Source organism: Cellulomonas fimi (assembly GCF_028527925.1).
GTDB lineage: Bacteria > Actinomycetota > Actinomycetes > Actinomycetales > Cellulomonadaceae > Cellulomonas > Cellulomonas fimi_C.
This window is the reverse complement of record NZ_JAPESW010000007.1, coordinates 51,176-72,818: the sequence shown is the minus strand read 5'-3', so window position 1 is coordinate 72,818 and position 21,643 is coordinate 51,176. Positions and strand designations below refer to the sequence as shown.

16 protein-coding genes are annotated in these 21,643 nt (G+C 73.4%); 6 read left to right on the top strand and 10 right to left on the bottom strand.

Annotation, left to right across the window (positions count from 1 at the left end; genetic code table 11):
- Nucleotides 1-91: 91 nt before the first annotated feature.
- Nucleotides 92-721, top strand: coding sequence for an AMIN-like domain-containing (lipo)protein (locus OMK64_RS05300; RefSeq protein WP_272727035.1), 630 nt, complete (start codon nt 92-94; stop codon nt 719-721).
- Nucleotides 722-784: 63 nt separating this feature from the next.
- Here OMK64_RS05300 and OMK64_RS05295 read toward each other — a convergent pair whose 3' ends face one another.
- Nucleotides 785-2,503 (bottom strand): glycoside hydrolase family 13 protein, encoded by a 1,719-nt coding sequence (locus tag OMK64_RS05295; protein WP_272727034.1) that lies wholly within the window; start codon nt 2,501-2,503, stop codon nt 785-787.
- Between the two features lie 212 nt (nt 2,504-2,715).
- On the opposite strand from OMK64_RS05295, the gene OMK64_RS05290 reads away from it, so the two are divergent.
- Nucleotides 2,716-3,159 (top strand): hypothetical protein, encoded by a 444-nt coding sequence (locus OMK64_RS05290; protein ID WP_272727033.1) that lies wholly within the window; start codon nt 2,716-2,718, stop codon nt 3,157-3,159.
- Nucleotides 3,156-3,482: a winged helix-turn-helix domain-containing protein gene (locus OMK64_RS05285; RefSeq protein ID WP_272727032.1), complete on the top strand. Its 327-nt coding sequence runs from the start codon at nt 3,156-3,158 to the stop codon at nt 3,480-3,482. Before OMK64_RS05290 ends, OMK64_RS05285 begins: the two co-directional genes overlap by 4 nt.
- A 161-nt stretch (nt 3,483-3,643) precedes the next feature.
- On the opposite strand, the gene ilvD (OMK64_RS05280) is transcribed toward OMK64_RS05285, so the two are convergent.
- Nucleotides 3,644-5,353 (bottom strand): dihydroxy-acid dehydratase, encoded by a 1,710-nt coding sequence (gene ilvD / locus OMK64_RS05280; RefSeq protein ID WP_272727031.1) that lies wholly within the window; start codon nt 5,351-5,353, stop codon nt 3,644-3,646.
- 229 nt (nt 5,354-5,582) lie between these two features.
- On the opposite strand from ilvD (OMK64_RS05280), the gene OMK64_RS05275 reads away from it, so the two are divergent.
- Nucleotides 5,583-8,015: a putative bifunctional diguanylate cyclase/phosphodiesterase gene (locus OMK64_RS05275; protein WP_272727030.1), complete on the top strand. Its 2,433-nt coding sequence runs from the start codon at nt 5,583-5,585 to the stop codon at nt 8,013-8,015.
- 36 nt (nt 8,016-8,051) lie between these two features.
- Here the strand turns inward: OMK64_RS05275 and ilvD (OMK64_RS05270) are convergent, their stop codons facing one another.
- The 5 genes from ilvD (OMK64_RS05270) to OMK64_RS05250 form a co-directional block, all read right to left on the bottom strand.
- Nucleotides 8,052-9,914 carry a dihydroxy-acid dehydratase gene (gene ilvD, locus OMK64_RS05270; protein ID WP_272727029.1) on the bottom strand — a complete coding sequence of 621 codons (1,863 nt, stop codon included), beginning with the start codon at nt 9,912-9,914 and terminating at the stop codon, nt 8,052-8,054.
- A 210-nt stretch (nt 9,915-10,124) separates the two neighbouring features.
- The gene (locus OMK64_RS05265; RefSeq protein ID WP_445292846.1) at nt 10,125-12,407 is read right to left on the bottom strand and encodes a beta-xylosidase/alpha-l-arabinosidase; all 2,283 of its coding nucleotides are present in this window, start codon (nt 12,405-12,407) and stop codon (nt 10,125-10,127) included.
- A 73-nt stretch (nt 12,408-12,480) separates the two neighbouring features.
- Nucleotides 12,481-13,377 carry a carbohydrate ABC transporter permease gene (locus tag OMK64_RS05260; protein WP_272727028.1) on the bottom strand — a complete coding sequence of 299 codons (897 nt, stop codon included), beginning with the start codon at nt 13,375-13,377 and terminating at the stop codon, nt 12,481-12,483.
- Complete coding sequence (locus OMK64_RS05255) at nt 13,374-14,387, bottom strand: carbohydrate ABC transporter permease (RefSeq protein ID WP_272727097.1); 1,014 nt, start codon at nt 14,385-14,387, stop codon at nt 13,374-13,376. Before OMK64_RS05255 ends, OMK64_RS05260 begins: the two co-directional genes overlap by 4 nt.
- 29 nt (nt 14,388-14,416) lie before the next feature.
- On the bottom strand, nt 14,417-15,715 hold the full coding sequence (locus tag OMK64_RS05250; RefSeq protein WP_272727027.1) for an extracellular solute-binding protein: 1,299 nt from the start codon (nt 15,713-15,715) through the stop codon (nt 14,417-14,419).
- A 119-nt stretch (nt 15,716-15,834) separates the two neighbouring features.
- On the opposite strand from OMK64_RS05250, the gene OMK64_RS05245 reads away from it, so the two are divergent.
- Nucleotides 15,835-16,842: a LacI family DNA-binding transcriptional regulator gene (locus OMK64_RS05245; protein WP_374694060.1), complete on the top strand. Its 1,008-nt coding sequence runs from the start codon at nt 15,835-15,837 to the stop codon at nt 16,840-16,842.
- A 50-nt stretch (nt 16,843-16,892) separates the two neighbouring features.
- Here the strand turns inward: OMK64_RS05245 and OMK64_RS05240 are convergent, their stop codons facing one another.
- From OMK64_RS05240 to OMK64_RS05230, 3 genes are all read right to left on the bottom strand, one after another.
- Entirely contained in the window at nt 16,893-17,618 is a 726-nt protein-coding gene (locus OMK64_RS05240) for a copper homeostasis protein CutC (RefSeq protein WP_272727026.1), read from the bottom strand.
- Between the two features lie 242 nt (nt 17,619-17,860).
- A complete protein-coding gene (locus OMK64_RS05235; protein ID WP_272727025.1) occupies nt 17,861-18,532 on the bottom strand; it encodes a 4a-hydroxytetrahydrobiopterin dehydratase in 672 nt (223 codons plus the stop codon).
- Between the two features lie 118 nt (nt 18,533-18,650).
- Nucleotides 18,651-20,204 (bottom strand): peptide MFS transporter, encoded by a 1,554-nt coding sequence (locus tag OMK64_RS05230; protein WP_272727024.1) that lies wholly within the window; start codon nt 20,202-20,204, stop codon nt 18,651-18,653.
- 73 nt (nt 20,205-20,277) lie between these two features.
- On the opposite strand from OMK64_RS05230, the gene OMK64_RS05225 reads away from it, so the two are divergent.
- Nucleotides 20,278-21,627 (top strand): cryptochrome/photolyase family protein, encoded by a 1,350-nt coding sequence (locus OMK64_RS05225; RefSeq protein WP_272727023.1) that lies wholly within the window; start codon nt 20,278-20,280, stop codon nt 21,625-21,627.
- The last annotated feature ends 16 nt before the right edge of the window (nt 21,628-21,643 follow it).

The window sequence follows — 21,643 nt, the reverse complement described above, 5'->3', positions numbered from 1 at the left end:
ACGGCACGTGCCGTCTTCACCCGCCCGGCCCAACCTCCGACGTCGCGGGGCGCGCGGGCCTAGCCTCGGAGGACGCCGACGAGGAGGGGCCATGACGAGGATCCGGAGGGCGTCCGCGGGGGCGCTCGTCGCGCTGGTGCTGGGGACGACGGCCGCGTGCGACACCGGCGGAGCGGGGACACCTGAGCCGACGCCCACCGCGAGCGCGAGCCCGAGCCCGAGCGGGACACCGACCCCGTCCGCGACCGCGTCGCCGAGCGCGGCCCCGGAGGCCGAGCCGTCGGAGGGGTTCTCGCCCGCGACCACGACCGCGACGGCCGAGCCGTCGGACGCGCACGTCACCGTGGTCGACGTGCGTGTCGGCACGCACGACGGGTACGACCGGGTCGTCTACGAGGTCGCGGGCGTCGGCGTCCCGGGCTACCGCGTCGAGTACGTCGACCAGGCCGTGCAGGACGGCAGCGGCGAACCGGTGGTCGTCGCGGGCGACGCGGTGCTCGACGTCTGGCTCACCGGCACCGGCTACCCCGACGACACCGGGCACGACGAGTTCGCGCAGGACGTCGGGCCGCGCGAGGGCACGGTCGTCGAGGTCACGCGGCCGCTGACGTTCGAGGGCATGACGCAGTCCGTGATCGGCGTCGCGGGCGAGCGGCGGCCGTTCCGGGTGTTCGTGCTGCAGGACCCGGTGCGCGTCGTGGTGGACGTCCAGTCGTCCTGACGACGGCGGCGTCGTCGCGCTGGTCGTCGCCCGTGGGGCGCCGGCGCGCCGGCCGGCGCCCGCTCAGCGCGCGGCGCGCCGGACCTGCGCCTCCCACGGCCGCAGCCGGACCCGTCCGCCGGCGTCCGGCACCGCGTCGTCGGCGTAGTTGCCGAGGACGAGCGTCGAGCCGGCAGCGACGTCGAGCGTGACGTCCTGCGCGTCACCCGAGAAGTTCCCGAGCACCAGCAGGGTGTCTCCCTCGAGCGACCGCGTGAACGCGTAGACGTGCTCGTGGTCGGGCAGCAGCATCGTGAAGTCGCCGAGCGCGACGACGGGGTCGGTGTGCCGCAGCTCGATCAGGCGGCGGTAGTGGTGGAAGACCGAGCGGTCGTCGGCGCGCGCGGCGGCGGCGTTGACCTCGACGTGGTTCGGGTTGACGGGCAGCCACGGCGTCCCGGTGGTGAAGCCGGCGTGCTCGGTCGCGTCCCACTGCATGGGCGTGCGCGCGTTGTCGCGGCTCATCGCGGCGAGCCCGTCGAGCAGCTCGTCATCGGTCGCGTGGCCGTGCTCGCGGGCCTCCGCGACGTGCCGCAGCGACTCGATGTCGCGGTAGTCGTCGAACGAGTCGAACCGCGCGTTCGTCATCCCGAGCTCCTCGCCCTGGTAGACGTACGGCGTCCCGCGGTGCAGGTGGAGCACGGTCCCGAGCATCGTCGCGGACTCGCGCCGGTAGGCGCCGTCGTCGCCGAACCGGGAGACGATGCGCGGCTGGTCGTGGTTGTTCCAGTAGAGGCTGTTCCACCCGACGTCGACGAGCTCGGCCTGCCAGCGGCCGAACGACGCCTTGAGGTCGCGCAGCCGCAGCGGCCGCACGTCGAACTTGCCGCCCGGGCCGTGGTCGAGGCCGACGTGCTCGAACTGGAACACCATGTCGACCTCGGCGCGCGCCGGGTCCGTGAACAGGCGCGCGTGCTCGACGGTGACGCCCGGCATCTCGCCCACCGTCAGCAGCCGGTCGGACCGGCCGGCGAACACCTCGCGGTGCATCTCGGCGAGGAACTCGTGGATGCGCGGGCCGTTCGTGTACGCCGCGCTGCCGTCACCGAGCACCCCGTCGCGGACGGGACCGTCGGGCAGCGCCGGGTCCTTCGAGACGAGGTTGATGACGTCCATCCGGAAGCCGTCGACCCCGCGGTCGAGCCACCAGCGCATCATCGCGTGGACGGCCTGCCGGACCTCGGGGTTCTCCCAGTTGAGGTCGGGCTGCTTGCGGCTGAACAGGTGCAGGTAGTACTCGCCGGTGGCCTCGTCGAGCTCCCAGGCCGGTCCCGAGAAGAACGACCGCCAGTTCGTCGGCTCGGCCCCGGGCTGCCCGGGCGCCATGCCGTGCCGCGGAGGGCGCCACCAGTACCAGTCGCGCTTGGGGCTGTCCGCCGACGACCGCGACTCGACGAACCACGGGTGCTCGTCGGACGTGTGGTTGACGACGAGGTCCATGACGAGCCGCATGCCGCGCTCGTGCAGCGCCGCGAGCAGCGCGTCGAGGTCGGCGAGCGAGCCGAACGACGGGTCGACGTCCTGGTAGTCGCTGATGTCGTACCCGTTGTCGTCCTGCGGCGACGGGTAGATGGGCGACAGCCAGACGACGTCCACGCCGAGCGCGGCGAGGTGGTCGACGTGGTCGAGCACGCCCCGCAGGTCCCCCACGCCGTCGCCGTCGGAGTCGGCGAACGAGCGCGGGTACACCTGGTAGACGACGGCGCGGGTCCACCACGGGGCGTCCTCGACGGTCCACGTCATGCGATCCAGACCCTTCCTCCCGGTCGTCAGACCACCCGCGTCGGCGGCCACCCCCGCTGGGCGGGCGGGGACCATTGGCGGCGGCCCGAGTCTTCGTGAGCGTGTCACGGCGGGCGCCGGACGGCGCGTCGTGGGAGCAGCGGCCGCAATGCCCCGGCACGCGGGAACAACTCCCCCTTGCGCATCGACTTTCCACGATGGAAACTACTCGCATGACGGAACACGGGACGACCCCCGCGCCCACGCCCGACGAGGCCCGCGCACTCCTCGCCCGCTCCGCCGCCGCGGCCGGCACCCTGCGCGCGAACGGCCAGAACCGGCACGCCCTGTGGCTGACCGGCCACGCCGCGTCGACGTTCATGTTCTTCGTGGGGCTCGCCACGATCCCCGACGACACGGGGGCCCTCACCCTCGCGGGTGCGTACGGCCTGACCCTGCTCGTCCTGTCGCTCGCCTGGCTGCGCGGTGCTCCCGTGACCAAGCAGGGCATGGGCCTGCGGTGGGTCGCCGCGGTCACGACGTGGGGCGTCGTGTACGCGATCGCGCTGGTGGTCGGGCTCACCTGGTTGCGCGAGTCCGTGCTCTGGTGGCTCGCCGCGGCGGTCCTCGCCACGTTCCCCCTGGCGCGCGGGGCGTGGCGCGAGGCGCAGGCGTGACACCGCCGCTGCCCGGCCCCGACGCGGTCGGCGAACCGGCGCGTGCCCGGCTCGACGAGGTCATCCACTCCCCTGTGCGGCTGTCCGTGGTCGCCGCGCTCGCCGCGACCGACGAGGCCGAGTTCGGCGCGGTGCGCGACGCCGTCGAGATCAGCGACTCCGCGCTCTCCAAGGCCGTCACCGTGCTCGAGCAGGCGGGGTACGTGAGGGTCCGCAAGGGCTACGTCGGCAAGCGCCCGCGCACGTGGCTCGCCCTCACCCCCGACGGCCGCACCGCCCTCCGGGACCACCTCGCGGCCCTCCGCGCGATCGCCGGCGACTGAGTCGGTCTCCCCTCGACCGGCCGCCTGACGCGCGGTCGCGCCGAGTTCGCCGGTCGGCGCCGAGTTCGCCGGTCGGCGCCGAGTTCGTCAGCTCGAGGTGACGAGCTCGGCGCGTGCTGACGAACTCGCGCGCCTTCCTGGTCTGGCGAGCCCGGACGACGTCAGCTCAGGACCGCGCCCTTGGACGCGGACTGGACGAGCTTCTGGTACTTGCCGAGGACCCCGCGCGTGTAGCGCGGCTCGATCGGCGCCCAGCCCGCGCGGCGCGCGGCGAGCTCTGCGTCGTCGACCAGCAGGTCCAGCGTCGCGTGCGCGACGTCGAGGCGGATCCGGTCGCCGTCGCGCACGAACGCGATCGGCCCCGCGTCGACCGCCTCGGGCGCGATGTGGCCGACGCACAGGCCCGTCGTCCCGCCGGAGAAGCGGCCGTCAGTGATGAGCAGGACGTCCTTGCCGAGCCCCGCACCCTTGATGGCCCCGGTGATCGCGAGCATCTCGCGCATGCCCGGCCCGCCCTTCGGGCCCTCGTACCGGATGACGACGACGTCGCCCGCCTGGATCGTGCCGTCCTCGAGGGCGTCGAGCGCCGCACGCTCGCGCTCGAACACGCGCGCGGTGCCCTCGAAGACGTCGGAGTCGAAGCCCGCCGACTTCACGACCGCACCCTCGGGCGCGAGTGAGCCGTGCAGGATCGTGATGCCGCCCGTGCGGTGGATCGGGTCGTCGAGCGCGCGCAGGATCTTGCCGTCCGGGTCGGGCGGCGCGATGTCGGCGAGGTTCTCTGCGACCGTCTTCCCCGTGACCGTGAGGCAGTCGCCGTGCAGCAGGCCCGCGTCGAGCAGCGCCTTCATCAGCACGGGCACGCCGCCGATCCGGTCGACGTCGTTCATGACGTAACGGCCGAACGGCTTGAGGTCGCCGAGGTGCGGCACGCGCGCCGCGACCCGGCTGAAGTCGTCGAGCGTGAGGTCGACCTCGGCCTCGTGCGCGATCGCGAGCAGGTGCAGGACGGCGTTGGTCGAGCCGCCGAACGCCATGACGACCGCGATGGCGTTCTCGAACGCCTCCTTCGTCATGATCTGGCGCGCTGTGATGCCGCGGCGCAGCAGCTCGACGACGGCCTCGCCCGAGCGCCGCGCGAACTGGTCGCGCCGACGGTCCGCCGACGGCGGCGCGGCGGAACCGGGCAGCGACATGCCCATCGCCTCCGCGACCGACGCCATCGTGTTCGCCGTGTACATGCCGCCGCACGCGCCTTCGCCCGGGCAGATCGCGCGCTCGATGCGGTCGACGTCCTCCCGGCTCATCAGACCGCGCGCGCACGCCCCGACGGCCTCGAACGCGTCGATGATCGTGACGTCCTTCTCGGTGCCGTCGGACAGCTTGACCCAGCCCGGCATGATCGAGCCCGCGTAGAGGAAGACGCTCGACAGGTCGAGGCGCGCCGCCGCCATGAGCATCCCCGGGAGCGACTTGTCGCACCCGGCCAGCAGCACCGACCCGTCGAGCCGCTCGGCCATCATCACCGTCTCGACCGAGTCCGCGATGACGTCGCGGCTGACGAGCGAGTAGTGCATGCCCTCGTGCCCCATCGAGATGCCGTCGGACACCGAGATCGTGCCGAACTCGAGCGGGTACCCGCCGCCCGCGTGCACGCCGTCCTTGACCGCCTTCGCCAGCCGGTCCAGCGACAGGTTGCACGGCGTGATCTCGTTCCACGAGGACGCGACACCGACCTGCGGCTTCGCGAAGTCCTCGTCACCCAGGCCGACCGCCCGCAGCATCCCGCGGGCCGCCGTCGCCTCCAGACCGTCCGTGACCTGCCGCGACCGCGGCTTGATGTCGACCGTGCCGTCCTGCGTCGTCGTCATGAGCCGAGACTAGGCACGGCCCGCCCGCCCGGCATCCGCCTCGCCGCGGTGACGCTCGCGTGACGCAGACCACGTGCGCCGGGCGGGTGCTGTCCTCCCGCGACGCTCACGCGCGTCCCGCTCGTGCCGATCCGACGGACGAAGGACCGTGCCGGTCCTCCCGACGTGCGGTCAGCAGCCCCGCACCCCCGCGCGCCGGGCGCGCAGGACCGAGACCCCGGAGGCGTCGATGACCGCGTCGGACGTCGCGTCGGCCCGCGCGCGCGTGCTGGCCGCCGTCACGTGGCGACGCTTCCTCGTGGTCGGGCTCGCGCTCACCGCCGCCGTCATGGTCGTCCCCGGCTGGACGGGTGAGCTGCTGTGGGACGTCGTCCCCGTGCTCGCGTGCGGCGCGATGGCCCTCGGCGTCCACCGGCACCCACGACCCGTCGCGCGCGCGTGGTGGTGGCTCACCGCGGGCACGGCGTGGTGGGCGGCGACCGACCTCGTGTGGACCGGCTGGTACGTCGCGACAGGTGACGCGGACGCGATCCCGTGGTGGTTCGACATCGCGTACATGCCCTCCTACGCGCTGCTCACCGTCGGGTTCACGCTGCTCCCCCGCAACTCGCTGCGGTCCCGGCACGAGAGCGCGACGATGGACGCGGTCGTCGTGGTCGTCGGAGCGGCGATGCTCTACTGGGCGCTCGTCTTCCGCAGCTTCCTCGGTCACGAGGCGCTCGAGGACTCGGGGCACGTCATCGCGATCGCCTCGCTCGGGACAGGCCTCGCCGTGGTGCTCATGGCGTCCCGCCTGCTGTTCCGCTACGGCGCACGCAACCGGGCGTACCTGCTGCTCGGCGCGGGCGTCGCGGCGTCCACGACGGGGGACGTCCTCTACACGCTGACCCTCATCGGCGACGGCGCCCCCGGCATCTCGCTGCTCGACACGTCGCTCGCGGAGGGCGTCGGGAGCGCCGGCTGGCTCGTGTGGTTCGTGCTGTTCGGCGCGGCCGCGCTGCACCCGGGCGTCGTGGGGTCACCGGACGCCGAGCCGAGCCGGGGCCTGACCCTCGCACGCGGTGTCGTGTTCTTCGTCATCGCGTCCCTCGGTCCCGCCGCGCTGCTGCTCACGTTCCGCGTCGGGTCGACCGTGACGATGGCCTGGTCCGACCTGGCCGTGCCCGTGCTGGCCGTGACCGCGCTGTCCGCGTTCCTCGTCGCCCGGCTCGTCGTCGGCACGAGCACCGCGCAGCGACGTGCGATCGCGCTCGACCGGCAGGCCGCCGAGCTCGCGCACGCGCTGCACGAGCAGAACGCGCTCCAGCAGCTGCTCAGCCACCAGGCGCAGCACGACCCCCTCACGGGCCTCGGCAACCGGACGCGCTTCACCGAGCGCCTGTCCGCGCCCGACCGCCGCGGGACCGGTGAGCGCGCGGTGCTCATGGTCGACCTCGACGGGTTCAAGACCGTCAACGACGACCACGGCCACCACGCGGGCGACGACCTCCTCGTGCAGGTCGCGCGACGGCTGCGGCGCGTCGTCGGCGGTGACGACACGCTCGCGCGGCTCGGCGGCGACGAGTTCGCGGTCGTGCTCGAGGACACGCACGAGTCCGACGCACGCGACGTCGCGACACGCGTGGTGCGCGCGCTCGGCGAGCCGTTCCTGGTCGACGGGCGGACGGTCCGCATCACGTCGAGCGTGGGCGTGCGGCTGGTCGACGCGTCCGTCGAGCCGCAGGCGACGCTGCGCGATGCCGACCTGGCGCTGTACGCCGCGAAGGCCGCCGGCAAGAACCAGGTGCGCCTGTTCGACCCGAGCCTGCGTGTCGCGCAGGACCGGCGCTCGCACCTCGCGGAGGGCCTGCGGCACGCGGTCGAGCGCGACGAGCTCGTCGTGCACTACCAGCCCGTCGTGTCGCTCGGCACCGGCCGGGTGCAGTCGGTCGAGGCGCTGCTGCGCTGGCAGTCACCCGACGGTCTCGTCATGCCCGACGGGTTCATCCCGGTCGCCGAGGAGACCGGCCTGATCGTCCCGATCGGGGAGCACGTGCTGCGCCGGGCCTGCGCCGACGTGCGTCCGTGGTTCGAGCGGCACGGCGTGCGCGTGCACGTCAACGTCTCCGCACGCCAGCTGCGCGAGCCGGACGTCGTCGAGCGGGTGCTGCGGGCGCTCGACGACGCGGGCCTGCCCGGCCGCGCGCTCGTCCTCGAGATCACCGAGACCGCGCTGCTCGCCGCCGAGGAGCCCGAGGCGACGCTCGTCGAGTCGCACCTCGCGCGGCTGCGCGAGCACGGCGTGCGGGTCGCGATCGACGACTTCGGGACCGGCTACTCGTCGCTCGCCTACCTCCAGCGCCTGCCCGTCGACATCGTCAAGATCGACGGCGCCTTCACGCGCTTCGCGGCCGAGCCTGGCGAGGAAGGGCGTCGCCGGCGCGCGCTCGCGAGCGCGATCGTCGACCTGTGCCGGAGCCTCGACCTGCCCGCGGTCGCCGAGCAGATCGAGACCGACGACGAGGCCGACGCGCTGCGGGCGCTCGGCTGCCCCGAGGGCCAGGGCTACCTGTTCGGCCGCCCGGCCCCGCGCGAGGACATCGGGCCGCTCCTGGAGCGGCCCCCGCGCGTCGCGACCGTCCCCCGCCCCCGCCCGGCGCAGGACAGCCGTCGCCCGGTGTGACGGGACCCGAGGGGTGCTCGTGGCCGGGCGTCGGGGTCAGGCGCGACGGATGCGGCTCACGTCGCGGACGGCACCACGGTCGGCCGACGTCGCCATCGCGGCGTACGCCTGGAGCGCCGGCGACACGTACCGGTCACGGTTCACCGGCTGCCACGGGTTCTCCGACGCCTCCATCTTGGCGCGCCGGTCGGCGAGGACCTCGTCGGGGACGTTGATGCGGATGAGCCGCGTCTCGACGTCGATCTCGATCTCGTCGCCGTCCTCGATCAGGCCGATCGCGCCGCCGGCCGACGCCTCCGGGGAGACGTGCCCCACGGAGATGCCCGACGAGCCGCCGGAGAACCGGCCGTCGGTGATGAGCGCGCACACCTTGCCGAGCCCCCGGCCCTTGATGAACGACGTCGGGTAGAGCATCTCCTGCATGCCGGGACCGCCCGACGGGCCCTCGTACCGCACGACGACGACGTGGCCCGGCTGGACCTCCTTGCGGAGGATCTTGTCGACGGCCTCGTCCTGCGACTCGCACACGAGCGCGGTGCCGACGAAGTGGAACAGCTCGGGGTCGATGCCCGCGGTCTTGATGATCGCGCCGTCCTCGGCGAGGTTGCCGCGCAGCACGGCCAGGCCACCCTCGACGGTGTACGCGTGCGCGACGTCGCGGATGCAGCCGTTCACGGCGTCGGTGTCGAGCGACTCCCAGACGTTCGACGTCGAGAAGGCCTGCGTCGTCCGGACGCCACCGGGGGCCGCGCGGAAGAGCGCGAGCGCCCGCTCCGTCGCCTTGCCGCCGCGGATGTCCCAGTCGTCGAGCCACGCGCGGAGCGTCGGCGTGTGCACCGACGTGACGTCGTGGTCGAGCAGGCCTGCGCGGTCGAGCTCGCCGAGCAGCGCGGGGATGCCGCCCGCGCGGTGCACGTCCTCCATGTGGAAGTCGGGGTGGTTCGGCGCGACCTTCGACAGGCACGGCACGCGGCGGCTGATCGCGTCGATGTCCGCGAGCGTGAAGTCGAGCTCGGCCTCCTGCGCGGCGGCGAGCACGTGCAGGACGGTGTTGGTCGAGCCGCCCATCGCGACGTCGAGCGCCATCGCGTTGGCGAACGCGGCGCGGTTGGCGATCGAGCGCGGCGCGACGCTGTCGTCCTCGTCGTCGTAGTAGCGGCGGGCCAGGTCGACGATCGTCCGGCCGGCCTCGAGGAACAGCTCGCGGCGCGCGGAGTGCGTGGCGAGCGTCGAGCCGTTGCCCGGGAGCGACAGGCCGAGCGCCTCGGTGAGGCAGTTCATCGAGTTGGCCGTGAACATGCCCGAGCACGAGCCGCACGTCGGGCACGCGTTCTCCTCGACGCGGCCGAGCGCCTCGTCGGAGACGTTGTCGTCCGCGGAGTAGTTGATCGCGTTGATGAGGTTGAGGTGCGTCTTCGCGACGCCGTCGGCGACGACCGCCTTGCCGGCCTCCATCGGCCCGCCCGACACGAAGATCACCGGGATGTTCAGCCGGAGCGCCGCGTTGAGCATGCCGGGCGTGATCTTGTCGCAGTTCGAGATGCACACGAGCGCGTCCGCGCAGTGCGCGTTGACCATGTACTCGACCGAGTCGGCGATGAGGTCGCGGCTCGGGAGCGAGTAGAGCATGCCGCCGTGGCCCATCGCGATGCCGTCGTCGACCGCGATGGTGTTGAACTCCTTCGCGACGCCGCCGGCCTCGCGGACGGCCGACGCGACCAGGTCGCCCATGTCCTTGAGGTGCACGTGCCCGGGGACGAACTGCGTGTACGAGTTGGCGATCGCGACGATCGGCTTGCCGAAGTCCTCCGACGTCATGCCCGTCGCGCGCCACAGCGCGCGGGCACCGGCCATGTTGCGGCCGTGGGTCGAGGTACGAGAGCGCAGAGGACGGCTCATCGCGGCAGTTCTCCTTCGAGGGGACCTCGTCGGTGCGGCAAGCGGGGCATGTCGGACGGCAAGGCGGGCGGACGGCTGCCCGTCGGCAGCGCCCGGTCACAGTACGCCGCCGCAGGCCACGGGCCGCTCGACGTCCGCACCGTGGTCCACGGACGACGGAGGGCCGGGGCTCACCAGCAGCGAGCCCCGACCCTCCGCCGCGGGAACGGGTCAGCGGACGACGGTCGCCGTCCAGCGGCCGTCCGCGGGCGTGAGCCGGTGCACGCCGCCCGTGAGCGTCACGCGCGCCTGCGTCTCGCGCTCGGCGCACGACGGTCCGACCCACAGGTCGAGGTCGCCCGGCTCGACGACGCGCTCCCCCGTCCGGTCGGTGAACGCGAGCCGTGCGGCGGGCACGACCAGCTCGACGACGGCCGTCTGGCCCCGCTCGAGGTGCACGCGCTGGTACCCGAGCAGCTGCGCGACCGGACGCGTCACGCTCGCGACGACGTCCCGCCCGTAGAGCTGGACGACGTCGTCGCCGCCCCGCTCGCCCGTGTTCGTCACGCGGACGGTCACGACGAGCGGGCCGCCCGTCGTCGCCGTGGGCTCGACCGTGAGGTCGGAGTGCGTGAACGTCGTGTACGACAGGCCGTGCCCGAACGGCAGGACCGGCTTGGTCGACAGGTTGGTGACGTCGCCGTCGCCGCCCAGCGTCGGGTGCAGGTACGTGAACGGCTGCGCGCCCGCGGACCGCGGCAGGCTGACCGGCAGCCGGCCCGACGGGTTGACGCGACCCGACAGGATGCCGGCCAGCGCGGGACCGCCCTCCTCACCCGGGAAGAACGACTGCACCACGGCGGCGCAGCGCTCGACGGCCCAGCCGACCGCGTACGGACGGCCCGTGAGCATCACGAGGACGACGGGCGTGCCCGTCTCCAGGACGGCCTCGACGAGCTCGCGCTGCACACCCGGCAGCTCGAGGTCGTCGCGGTCGCAGCCCTCGCCGACCGTGCCACGGCCGAACAGCCCCGCGTGGTCGCCCACGACCAGCACCGCGACGTCCGACTCGGTCGCGACGCGCACCGCGTCGGCGAACCCGCTGCGGTCGTCGTCGTCGACCGCGCACCCGCGCGCCGCCACGACCGTCGAGCCCGTGAGCTCGGCGGCGAGCGCCTGGCGCAGCGTCGGCACGTCGATGCCGACGCCCACCTCGGGGTGGTGCGGCAGGACGTGGTTGACGAACGAGTAGCAGCCGAACATCGCCTCGGGCCGGTCCGCGTTCGGGCCGATCACCGCGACGCGCAGGCCCGGCCGCAGGGGCAGGGTGCCGTCGTTCGTCAGCAGGACGACCGACTCCTCCGCGAGCCGCGCGGCGATCCGGCGGTGCTCGTCGCTGTCGAGCTCGATGTCGGTCGGGGGCTCGTCGTCGAACGTCGCGTCGAGCAGGCCGAGCTCGGCCTTCTGCCGGAGCGCCCGCGCCACCGCGCGGTCGACGAGCTCCTCGTCGACCTTGCCCGCGCGGATCGCGGTCGCGAGCGGCTCGAGGTACGCGTCGCCCGTCGGGAGCTCGATGTCGACGCCCGCGGCGAGCGCCTGACCCGCGGCGTCGCCCAGGTCCGGCGCGACGTCGTGCAGCAGGTGCAGGAACGCGACGCCGAAGTAGTCGGCGACGACCGTGCCGTCGAAGCCGTACGTCCCGCGCAGCAGGTCCGTGAGGATCGTCGGGTCGGCCGCGACCGGCACGCCGTCGATCTCGACGTACGCGCTCATGACCGAACGCACGCCGCCGTCGCGGATCGCCATCTCGAACGGGGGCAGCAGCACGTCCGCGATCTCCCGCGGACCCGCGTGCACGGGTCCGAAGTTGCGGCCCGACTGCGACGCCGAGTAGCCGACGAAGTGCTTGAGCGTGGCGTGCACGCCCGTCGACTGCAGGCCCCGGACGTACGACGTGCCGAGCGTGCCGACGAGGTACGGGTCCTCGGAGATGCACTCGTCGACCCGGCCCCAGCGCGGGTCCCGGATGACGTCGAGCACCGGGGCGAGGCCCTGGTGCACGCCGAGCTGGCGCATCGACGCGCCGATGACCTCACCCATGCGGGTCACGAGCTCGGGGTCGAACGACGCGCCCCACGCGAGCGGCGTCGGGAACGTCGCTGCCCGCCACGCGGAGAGCCCGGTGAGGCACTCCTCGTGCACGAGCGCCGGGATGCCGAGCCGCGTCTCACGGACGAGGCGGCGCTGGAACGACCAGAGCCACCGCGCCCGCGCCGCAGGGTCGACCGGCCGCGTGCCGTAGACGCGGGTGAGGTGCCCGAGCCCGTGCCGAGACGCGTCGTCGAGGGTCTGCTCGCGCGTGAACTCGCCCTGCAGAGGAGCCACGGCCTCGCCGTCGGACTTCTCCCAGAAGCCGACGATCTGGGCGAGCTTCTCCTCGAGGGTCATGCGCGCGAGCAGGTCCTGCACGCGCTCGTCGACGCCCGCGGGGCGCGACACCTGGAGATCCGTCACGGATCCACTCCTTCTGGACGTGCTTGTGTTCCGGAGGCGGGCACGACCCGCCGGCGCGCCGACGCGCGGGGCCTCAGCCCTTGACCGCGCCCTGCAGCCCGTTGACGATCCGCTTCTGCATCGCGAGGAAGAACACGAGCGCGGGGATCATGGCCAGCGAGGTGAACGCGAACACGCCCGCAGTGTCGGACGAGTACTCCGAGGAGTAGTCCGCGACACCCAGCGGCAGGGTCCGCATGTCGCCCTGCAGCAGCAGCAGCGGCAGCAGGTAGGCGTTCCACGAGCCGACGAACGCGAGCACGCCGACCGTGACCATCCCGGGGGCCGACAGCGGCAGCAGGATCCGCCAGAACACGCCGAGCCGGGACGCGCCGTCGATGAGGGCGGCCTCCTCGAGCTCCTTGGGCAGCGCCATGAGGAACGGCCGCAGGATGACGATCGTCACCGGCAGCGCGAACGCGGCCTGCGGGAGGGCGACGCCCCACCAGGTGTTCCCGAGCTGCAGGTCACGCGTGACCATGATGAACAGCGGGATGATCGCGACGGTCGTCGGGAACAGCAGACCGAGGACGAACACCATGAACAGCGCCTCGCGGCCCTTGAACTGGTACCGGGCCAGCGGGTACGCGGCCATGATCCCGAACACCACGACGATCGCGGTGGTGAGCACGGCGATGACCGTCGAGTTGAACGCGTAGGTCCAGAAGCTGGAGTTGGTCAGCACCTTGGCGTAGTTGCTGAACACCCACGGGTCGGGCAGCGCGGCCGGGGACTCGGCGAGCTGCGCGTTGGTGCGGAAGCCGCCGAGGATGCCGTAGAGCACGGGTCCGAGCGTGAGGCCGATGACGACCAGCGCGATCGCCCACACGAGCGGGTTGCCGCCCTGCAGGGCGTTCCCGGTCCCGGCGCGCTGCTTGCCCTCGGGCTGGTAGACGGCGGCCTGCGGCCGGACCATCGGTGCGACGCTCATGCCTTCGCCTTCTTCCGCGGGGCGTCCCCGAGCGTGTCACGCCGGAGGATGAAGTACTGGTAGAGGAGGGCGGCGACGAGGGCGACCACGAAGAGGATCACGGACGCCGCGGCGGCGATGCCGTAGTTCTGGCGCTTGGTGCCCTCGGTGACGAGGAACGTCGCCATGGTGGTGGTGGCGTTGGCCGGGCCGCCGCCGGTGAGGATCCACACCATGTCGAACAGCTGCAGCGAGCCGATCATCGACAGGAACGCCCAGGTGCGCAGCGTCGGACCCAGCAGCGGGATCGTGATGCGGCGCTGGATGTCCCACCAGCCGGCGCCGTCGAGCTGCGCCGCCTCGTAGAGCTCGTCCGGCACGCCCTGCAGGCCGGCGAGGAACAGGATGATCGCGAGGCCCAGGTACTTCCAGGTCAGCACGACGATCACGGTGAAGAGCGCGACGTCCGGGTCACCGAGGAAGCCCTGCGCGGGACCGGACAGGCCGACCGCCGCGAGCATCGTGTCGATGACGCCGTACTTCGGCTGCAGGAGCTGGAACCACACGACGGCGGCGATGACCTCCGCCAGCACGTACGGGACGAAGATGATGGTGCGCAGGGTGCCCTGGCCCTTCATCTTGCGGTTGAGCAGCAGCGCGATGCCGAGGCCCAGCGGGAGCTGGATGGCGATCGACGCCACGACGATGATCAGGTTGTGCACCAGCGCGTCGGTGAACACCTCGTTCTGGAGCACGCTGACGTAGTTCTTCAGGCCGACGAAGTCGACCATGGGGCCGAAGCCCTTCCAGCGGTACACCGACATCTGGGCGGCCTTGATGATCGGCCACACCACGAAGCCCAGGAAGAGCACCAGGGCCGGCGTCACGAAGAACGCGATCTCCAGGTTCCGGCGAAGGGTCTTGCCACCCCAGCGACGCTCTCCGGGCCCCCCGGCCGCCGGCCGTGCCGAGGCACGACCGGCGACCGGGGTCACCGCGGGGGACGTCGCAGAGGAGGCGGGGGCGCCCATGCGGGCGGTCGCTCCGTCTGCCACGTGGATCACTTCTCCGCGTCAGCCGCCGCCTGCGTGGCGTCGACGATGTCCTGCGGGGTCGCCTGCCCGGCGAACATGAGGGCGATGGCGTCGTTCATCGCACCACCGACGGAGGCGCCGAAGGCGGTGTCGAAGTAGAGCTGCACGTACGGGGCCGCGTCACGGACCTGCAGGAGGCCGGCGAGCGCCGGGTCCGACACGTACTGCGAGGCGGTCGGGTTCGTCGGCAGACCCATGTCGAGCTCGGCGAAGCCCTTCTGGACCTCGTCGGACAGCAGGTACTTGACGAAGTCGACGGCAGCGTCGGGCGCGTCCTGCGACACGGCCCACGCGTCACCGCCACCGAGCGCGGCGGTCGGCTCGCCCTGGCCACCCTGGACCTCGGGGAACGCGAACCAGCCGGTGTTCTCGCCGAGGCCGTTGCCGTCCTCGGTGAGGCCCTGCATGACGCCGGGCTCCCAGTGGCCGGCCAGCTCCATCGCGACCTTGCCCGTCGCCAGCAGGCCGGAGGCAGAGGTCGGGCCGGACTGGGCCGGGGTGGAGAGGAAGCCGGCGTTGAACGGCTCGGTCTTGATGAGGTCCTCGAGGTCCGCACCCGCGTTGAGGAAGCACGCGTCGGAGAAGTCGAGGCTGGTCACGGCGTCGGTCAGGACGTCCTGCGAGCACTCGCGCAGCGCGTAGTAGTACCAGTAGTGCGCGGCGGGCCACTTGTCGCCGGCACCGACGGAGACGGGCTCGATGCCCGCGGCCTTGAGCTTGTCGACGGCCGTGTTGAAGTCCTCCTGCGTGACAGGAGCCTCGGTGATGCCGGCCTGCTCGAAGAGCGCCTTGTTGTACCAGAAGCCGACGACGCCGACCGAGAACGGGAGGGCGTAGGTCTTGCCGTCGACCTGCCAGCCGGCGACGGAGCCGCCGATCTTGTCGATCTCCTCGGACGCGGCCTCGGAGATGTCCTTGGTCAGGCCCGCCTCGACGTGGTCGGCGAGCTCGCCGCCACCGCGCTCCATGTAGATGTCGGGAGCGTCGCCGGCCTGGAAGGCCGCGTCGAGCTTGGTGAGCATGTCCTCGTGCTGCATGGCGCTGACCTTGACGGTCACGCCGGGGTTGGCCGCCTCGAAGTCCTTGGCGACCTGGTCGTAGTACTCCTTGCCGTCACCGGTGTTGGAGTTGTGCCACCAGGTGATCTCGGTCGAGCCGTCGGCGTTGGTGCTGTCGTCGTCGCCGCCGCCACCGGTGCCACAGGCACCGAGCAGGGCGAGACCTGCGGCGACGGCCACGCCGCGGAGGACGCGGGTCCGGTTCATCGTTGAAGCTCCTCGTCGTCACTGAAGGGGAGGGACGGCGAGGAGCATATGCAGCCCGCCACGGGTGATGTCAATCGATGTCGATAACGTTATCGAATCGATGCTCTACGATCACCCACGTGGACCCCGCACCTCGCGTGAAGATGGCCGACGTCGCCCGAACCGCCGGCGTCTCCGTCGCCACCGTCTCCAAGGTCGTCAACGGCCGCTACGGCGTCGCCGCCGCGACGCTCTCCCGCGTGCAGGAGGTCATCGAGGAGCTCGGGTACGAGGCGTCGCTCGGCGCGCGCTCCCTGCGCAGCCACCGCACCAACGTCCTCGGCATCCTCGTCGCCGAGTTCGAGCCCTACTCCACGGAGCTGCTCAAGGGCGCGTCGGGCGCGGTCGGGGCCACCGGCTACGAGCTGCTCGCCTACTCCGGCGGCGGCGCCGGCGGCAGCGTCGGGTGGGAGCGGCGCTACCTGTCGCGCCTCGCCGGGACGCTCATCGACGGCGCCGTGATCGTCACCCCGACGGTCGTCGAGGCGCACCCCGGCGTCCCCGTCGTCGCGGTCGACCCGCACACCGGCCCCTCCGGCCTGCCGACCGTCGACGCCGACTCGTTCGCGGGCGCGGTCCTCGCCACCGAGCACCTGCTCGGGCTCGGCCACACCCGCATCGCGTTCCTCGGCGGCCGCCCCGACCTCGAGTCCGCCCGGCTCCGCGAGGACGGCTTCCGGCACGCGATGGCCGCCGCGGGCGTCAGCGTCGACGAGGACCTCGTCCGGGTCGGTGGCTACCGCCCGGAGACCGCCGACCAGCCCGCGAACGAGCTGCTCGCGCGGACCGAGCCGCCCACCGCCGTGTTCGCGGCGAACGACCTGTCGGCGATCCGCGTCGTCGAGGTCGCCCGCTCGCTCGGCCTGCGCGTCCCCGACGACCTGTCCGTCATCGGGTTCGACAACGTCCCCGAGTCCGCGCTCGCCACTCCCCCGCTCACGACCATCAGCCAGCCGCTGCAGCAGATGGGCGCCGAGGCGCTCCGGCTGCTCGTCGACCTCATCGACGGCCGCGAGCGCGGCGTCCACGTGCGGCTGCCCACCGAGCTCGTCGAGCGCGCGTCGACCGCGCCCCCGCGCACCCGCTGACCCGGCGGTTCCCCCGTCCGGCTGCACCCGGCCGGGTGGACGTCGGGCACTCAGCGCACGCGCACGCCGCGGCCGAGCGCGGCCGCCGCGGCGGCGACCACCTCGGGGTCCGTCGTCGTGTACCCACCCGCGCCGCCGCCGGGACCGCCCGTGCTCGCGACCACCCGGCTCGCGGACAGGTGCACCGCGTCCACACGCGTCGCGACGAGCGCCGGGATGTCGTCGGGCCGGACTCCCCCGCCGGCCATGACCTCGACCCGGCCCGCCGACCACCCGACCGTCTCCGCGAGCCTCGTCGTGCCGTCGATCGACCGGGCCGCACCGCCCGAGGTGAGGACGCGCGTGACCCCGGCGCGCGCGAGGTCGTCGATCGCGCGCGCGAGGTCCGGGACGGTGTCGAGCGCGCGGTGGAACGTCGTCTCGCGTCCGTCGGCGGCGTCGACGAGCCTCCGGAGCGCGTCGACGTCGATCCCGCCGTCGGGCGTGAGCGTGCCGACGACCGCGCCCGCGGCGCCCGCCGCGACGGCCGCCCGGACGTCGCGCACCTGGACGTCGAGCTCGTCGGCGTCGTAGACGAACCCGCCCGCGCGCGGCCGCACGAGGACGTGCACGCCGACCTCCGTCGGCACGGCGTCGAGCGTCGCCTCGAGGAGACCGCGGCTCGGCGTGAGCCCGCCCGTCGCCGCGAGCGCCGCGCACAGCTCCAGCCGGTCGGCACCGAGCCGGGCCGCCGTCGTCGCACCGGCCACGTCCTGCACGGCGATCTCCAGCCGCATCGGCCCTCACTCCCGCGTCGTCGTCGTCGCGTCGGCCGAGCCGACGAGGTCCACGGTCCCCGGGGCCGGGCAGGCACGCCCCGACGGGGACCGTGCGCTCCGGCGGCTCGGCGGCCGCCCAGCGATCCTAGGACGCGGCCACCGCCGGCCGGTCGTGGTCGAGCACGCACGGTCGGTCGGGTCCGGCGACGGCCCGCGGCGGGCGACGCCCGCGGTCCTCGCGCCGCGTCCCGCGCCACCGGTCAGGACGACGGCCGCGCCTGCCACGTGCAGACGCACGCCTCGTTGCCCTCGGGGTCGGCGAGCACCCAGAACGCGGGCGCACGGGTGTCCGCGAGCAGCCGCCCGCCGGCCGCGACCGCCGCCTCGACGCGCGCCTGCGCCTGGTCGTGCGGCACGGTGACGTCGAGGTGGATGCGGTTGCGCTGCGGCCGCGGCTCGTCCATCTGCTGGAACCAGAACGCAGGGCCCTCGCCCGCGGGGTCGACGAGGCCGTTCCCGTCGTCGCCGGGCTCGTCCTCGTAGGCCAGGACGGCCTTCCAGAAGGGGCGGACCGCGGGGATGTCGAGCGCGTCGATCGCGACCTCGAGCAGCTCGCTGCGCGGCACGTCCCCGGTCAGGCCCAGCTCGTCCGCGAGCGCGGTGACCGTCGCCGCGAGGTCCACGTCACGCTGCGTCAGGCCGGCCACGTCGTGGCTCGACGTCGTGACGGTGACCTGCCCCCAGCGCAGCAGCACGTCGGGGTGGTGGTTCGCGGCGTCGGCGGCCTCCGCGACCCGGGCGACGAACGCCGCACCCTGCGCGAAGTCGTCGGTGCGGAACGTCGCGCGGAGCCGACCGAGCAGGACGCGCCAGTGCCGCGCGTCGACGGCGTCGGTGACGACGGAGTGCGGGAGCTTCTCGGTTCCACCCATGCGGCCACCCTCCCACCGGCGGACGACGCGCACGACCCCGTCCTGGCGCCCGCCCGGGGACCCCTCGCGGGCCTCAGTGCGGGGTCGCCAGCGGCGGAGGGAGCCGGGCGCGGGCCGGTCAGTGCTGGAGCGCCGCCTCGGCCTCCGACTCGGCGCCCGCGCGGATGTGGCGGGTCACCCACGGGGCGATCGCGAACATCGCGCCGGCGAAGACGAGCGCGACCAGGCCGATGCCGCCGAAGTAGGCGGTGTCGCTCGCACCCTCGGTGGCCTGCACGAGCTGCGCGGTGATCGCGTTGCCCGCCGCCGGCGCGAGGAACCACAGCGCCATGGCCTGCCCGCGGAACGCCCTCGGCGCGAGCAGGGTCGTCGCGGCGAGGCCGACGGGTGACAGGCACAGCTCGCCGATCGTCTGCAGCAGGTAGACGCCGCCGAGCACCCACGGCGGCGACTTCGTGTCCGCGAACACCGCGGACATGCCGGCGAGGAACACGAAGCTCAGCGCGGCGAACGTCAGCCCGATCGCGAACTTCACCGCGGTGGGCGGCCGGTCGTCGAGCCTGACCCAGAGCCACGCGAAGACGGGCGCCAGGAGGATGATGAGCGCGGGGTTGATCGACTGGAACAGCTCGGGCGAGAGCGTCGTGCCCAGGACCTCGAGGTCGGTGCGGCTCTCGGCGTACTGCGCGAGCGTGCTCGCGGCCTGCTCGAAGATCATCCAGAACAGCGTCGCGGCGACGAACAGCGGGACGTAGGCGCGCAGCCGGGACCGTTCGTGGTCGGTCACCTTGGGCGAGCGGAACATGACCCAGAGCGTCGCGACCGGTGCCACGAGGGCCAGGTAGGACAGCGCGTCGACGAACGTCGCCGGGCCGAAGCCGCCGCTGACGACCCAGGCGACCGCGACCGCGACGAGGACGCCCAGGACCACCACGAGCACCATGCGCGTGACGGCCGGACGGTCGGCGGGGGTCAGCGGGTTCGGGGCGACCTCGCCCGCACCGCCGAGCAGCCGGTGCCCGAGCACGAAGAACACGAGCGCGATGCCCATGCCGACGGCCGCGACGGCGAACCCGGCGTGGTACCCGCCGATCGACCGGGCCAGGCCGACGACGAGCGGCGCCGCGAGCGACCCGATGTTGATGCCCATGTAGAAGATCGAGAACGCGGAGTCGCGCCGCGGGTCCTCCCGGCCGTACAGCTCGCCGACCATGCTCGACACGTTGGGCTTGAGCAGCCCCGTGCCGAGCGCGACGAGCCCGATGCCCAGGTAGGAGAACCCGGCCGACGGGATCGTGAGCGCGACGTGGCCGGCCGCGATGACGATGCCGCCGTACAGGACGGACCGGCGCGCACCGATCACGCGGTCGGCGAGCCAGCCGCCGACGACGGACAGCAGGTAGACGCCCGTCCCGTACGCGGCGACCATCGCGGCGCCGAGCGTGTCGTCGAGGCCGAGCCCGCCGTTCGCGACCGAGTCCGTCAGGTAGAACAGCAGGATCGCGCGCATGCCGTAGTAGCTGAACCGCTCCCACAGCTCGGTGTTGAAGAGCGTGAACAGGCCCATCGGGTGGCCGAAGAACGCGCGGTCCCGCGGCACCTCCGGGCGGTGCGGCTCCTCGGACGGCTTGCGCAGCGCGCTCGCGCCGGACGGCTCCGTCTGCTCGCTCATGGTTCATGGAACCGCCGTCGGACCGACCGCACCAGCGGTCGCCTCCGGGGTCGGCCGCCGTTACCGTCGCCGGGTGCCCACGATCCACTGGTTCCGCCGCGACCTGCGGCTCGCGGACAACCCGTCGCTCGTCGCCGCGGTCGAGGCCGCACGCGGTGCGGACGACGAGGTCGTGGCCCTGTTCGTGGTCGACCCGGCCCTGTGGTCGGCGGCCGGCGCTCCGCGTCTCGCGTACCTGGCCCGGTCGCTGCGCGCGCTCGACGAGGCGACCGACGGGCGGCTGGTCGTCCGGCGCGGCCGGCCCGCCGACGTCGTGCCGGCGGTCGCCCGTGAGGTCGAGGCGTCCGCGGTGCACGTGACCGCCGCGACCGAGCCCTTCGGCCGCCGGCGCGACGAGGCCGTCGAGCGCGCGCTCGGCGACGTGCCGCTCGTCCCGACGGGCTCGCCGTACGCGGTCGCGCCCGGACGGCTGCGCACGGGCAAGGGCACGCCCTTCGAGGTGTTCACGCCGTTCCGCCGGGCGTGGCTCGACCACGGCTGGTCGGCACCCGCGCCGCGACCGCGCTCGGTGCCGTGGGCGACGCTGCCGTCCGACGGGCCGCCGACCCCGCCCGACACGGACGTCGACCTGCCGCCGGCGGGTGAGGCCGCGGCCCGGCACCGGTGGGCCGAGTTCGTCGCGGACGACCTCGCGACCTACCCGACGGACCGCGACCGCCCCGACCTCGACGGCACGTCGACGATGTCCGTCCCGCTCAAGTACGGCGAGCTGCACCCGCGCACCCTGCTCGCGGACCTCACGGGCGGGTCGGCGGCCGTCGGGTCGTACCGCTCGGAGCTCGCCTGGCGCGAGTTCCACGCCGATGTGCTGTGGCACCGGCCCGACGCCGCGCGTACGTCCCTGCGGGACGTGGTGCCGGACGACGCGTGGGCGAGCGGCCCGGCGGCCGACGCGCTGTTCGACGCGTGGCGCGAGGGGCGCACCGGCTACCCGCTCGTCGACGCCGGGATGCGCCAGCTCCGTGCGATCGGCTGGATGCACAACCGCGTGCGCATGGTGACCGCGTCGTTCCTGGTCAAGGACCTGCACCTGCCGTGGCAGCGCGGCGCGGCGCACTTCCTCGCGTGGCTCGTCGACGGCGACGTGCCGCAGAACCAGCTCAACTGGCAGTGGGTCGCGGGGACCGGCCGGGACGCGGCGCCGTACTTCCGCGTCTTCAACCCGGTGCTGCAGGGCAAGAAGTTCGACCCCGACGGCCGCTACGTGCGGCAGTGGGTGCCCGAGCTGCGCGACGTCCCCGGTGCCGCGGTGCACGAGCCCTGGCGTCTCCCGTCCGCCGCGGCGCCCGACTACCCGGCCCGGGTCGTCGACCACGCCGCCGAGCGCGAGGTCGCCCTCGAGGCGTTCGGCCGGATGCGCTGACCCGCGCACGCGGACG

What these genes read in the sequence shown, in the direction of transcription:
- OMK64_RS05290 (WP_272727033.1), top strand. Translation starts at nt 2,716, where the DNA reads ATGACGGAACACGGGACGACCCCCGCGCCCACGCCCGACGAGGCCCGC.
- OMK64_RS05255 (WP_272727097.1), bottom strand. Translation starts at nt 14,387, where the DNA reads ATGGGCGCCCCCGCCTCCTCTGCGACGTCCCCCGCGGTGACCCCGGTC.
- OMK64_RS05235 (WP_272727025.1), bottom strand. Translation starts at nt 18,532, where the DNA reads ATGGGTGGAACCGAGAAGCTCCCGCACTCCGTCGTCACCGACGCCGTC.
- OMK64_RS05240 (WP_272727026.1), bottom strand. Translation starts at nt 17,618, where the DNA reads ATGCGGCTGGAGATCGCCGTGCAGGACGTGGCCGGTGCGACGACGGCG.
- OMK64_RS05295 (WP_272727034.1), bottom strand. Translation starts at nt 2,503, where the DNA reads ATGACGTGGACCGTCGAGGACGCCCCGTGGTGGACCCGCGCCGTCGTC.
- ilvD (WP_272727029.1), bottom strand. Translation starts at nt 9,914, where the DNA reads ATGAGCCGTCCTCTGCGCTCTCGTACCTCGACCCACGGCCGCAACATG.
- OMK64_RS05250 (WP_272727027.1), bottom strand. Translation starts at nt 15,715, where the DNA reads ATGAACCGGACCCGCGTCCTCCGCGGCGTGGCCGTCGCCGCAGGTCTC.
- OMK64_RS05275 (WP_272727030.1), top strand. Translation starts at nt 5,583, where the DNA reads ATGACCGCGTCGGACGTCGCGTCGGCCCGCGCGCGCGTGCTGGCCGCC.
- OMK64_RS05260 (WP_272727028.1), bottom strand. Translation starts at nt 13,377, where the DNA reads ATGAGCGTCGCACCGATGGTCCGGCCGCAGGCCGCCGTCTACCAGCCC.
- OMK64_RS05300 (WP_272727035.1), top strand. Translation starts at nt 92, where the DNA reads ATGACGAGGATCCGGAGGGCGTCCGCGGGGGCGCTCGTCGCGCTGGTG.
- ilvD (WP_272727031.1), bottom strand. Translation starts at nt 5,353, where the DNA reads ATGACGACGACGCAGGACGGCACGGTCGACATCAAGCCGCGGTCGCGG.
- OMK64_RS05230 (WP_272727024.1), bottom strand. Translation starts at nt 20,204, where the DNA reads ATGAGCGAGCAGACGGAGCCGTCCGGCGCGAGCGCGCTGCGCAAGCCG.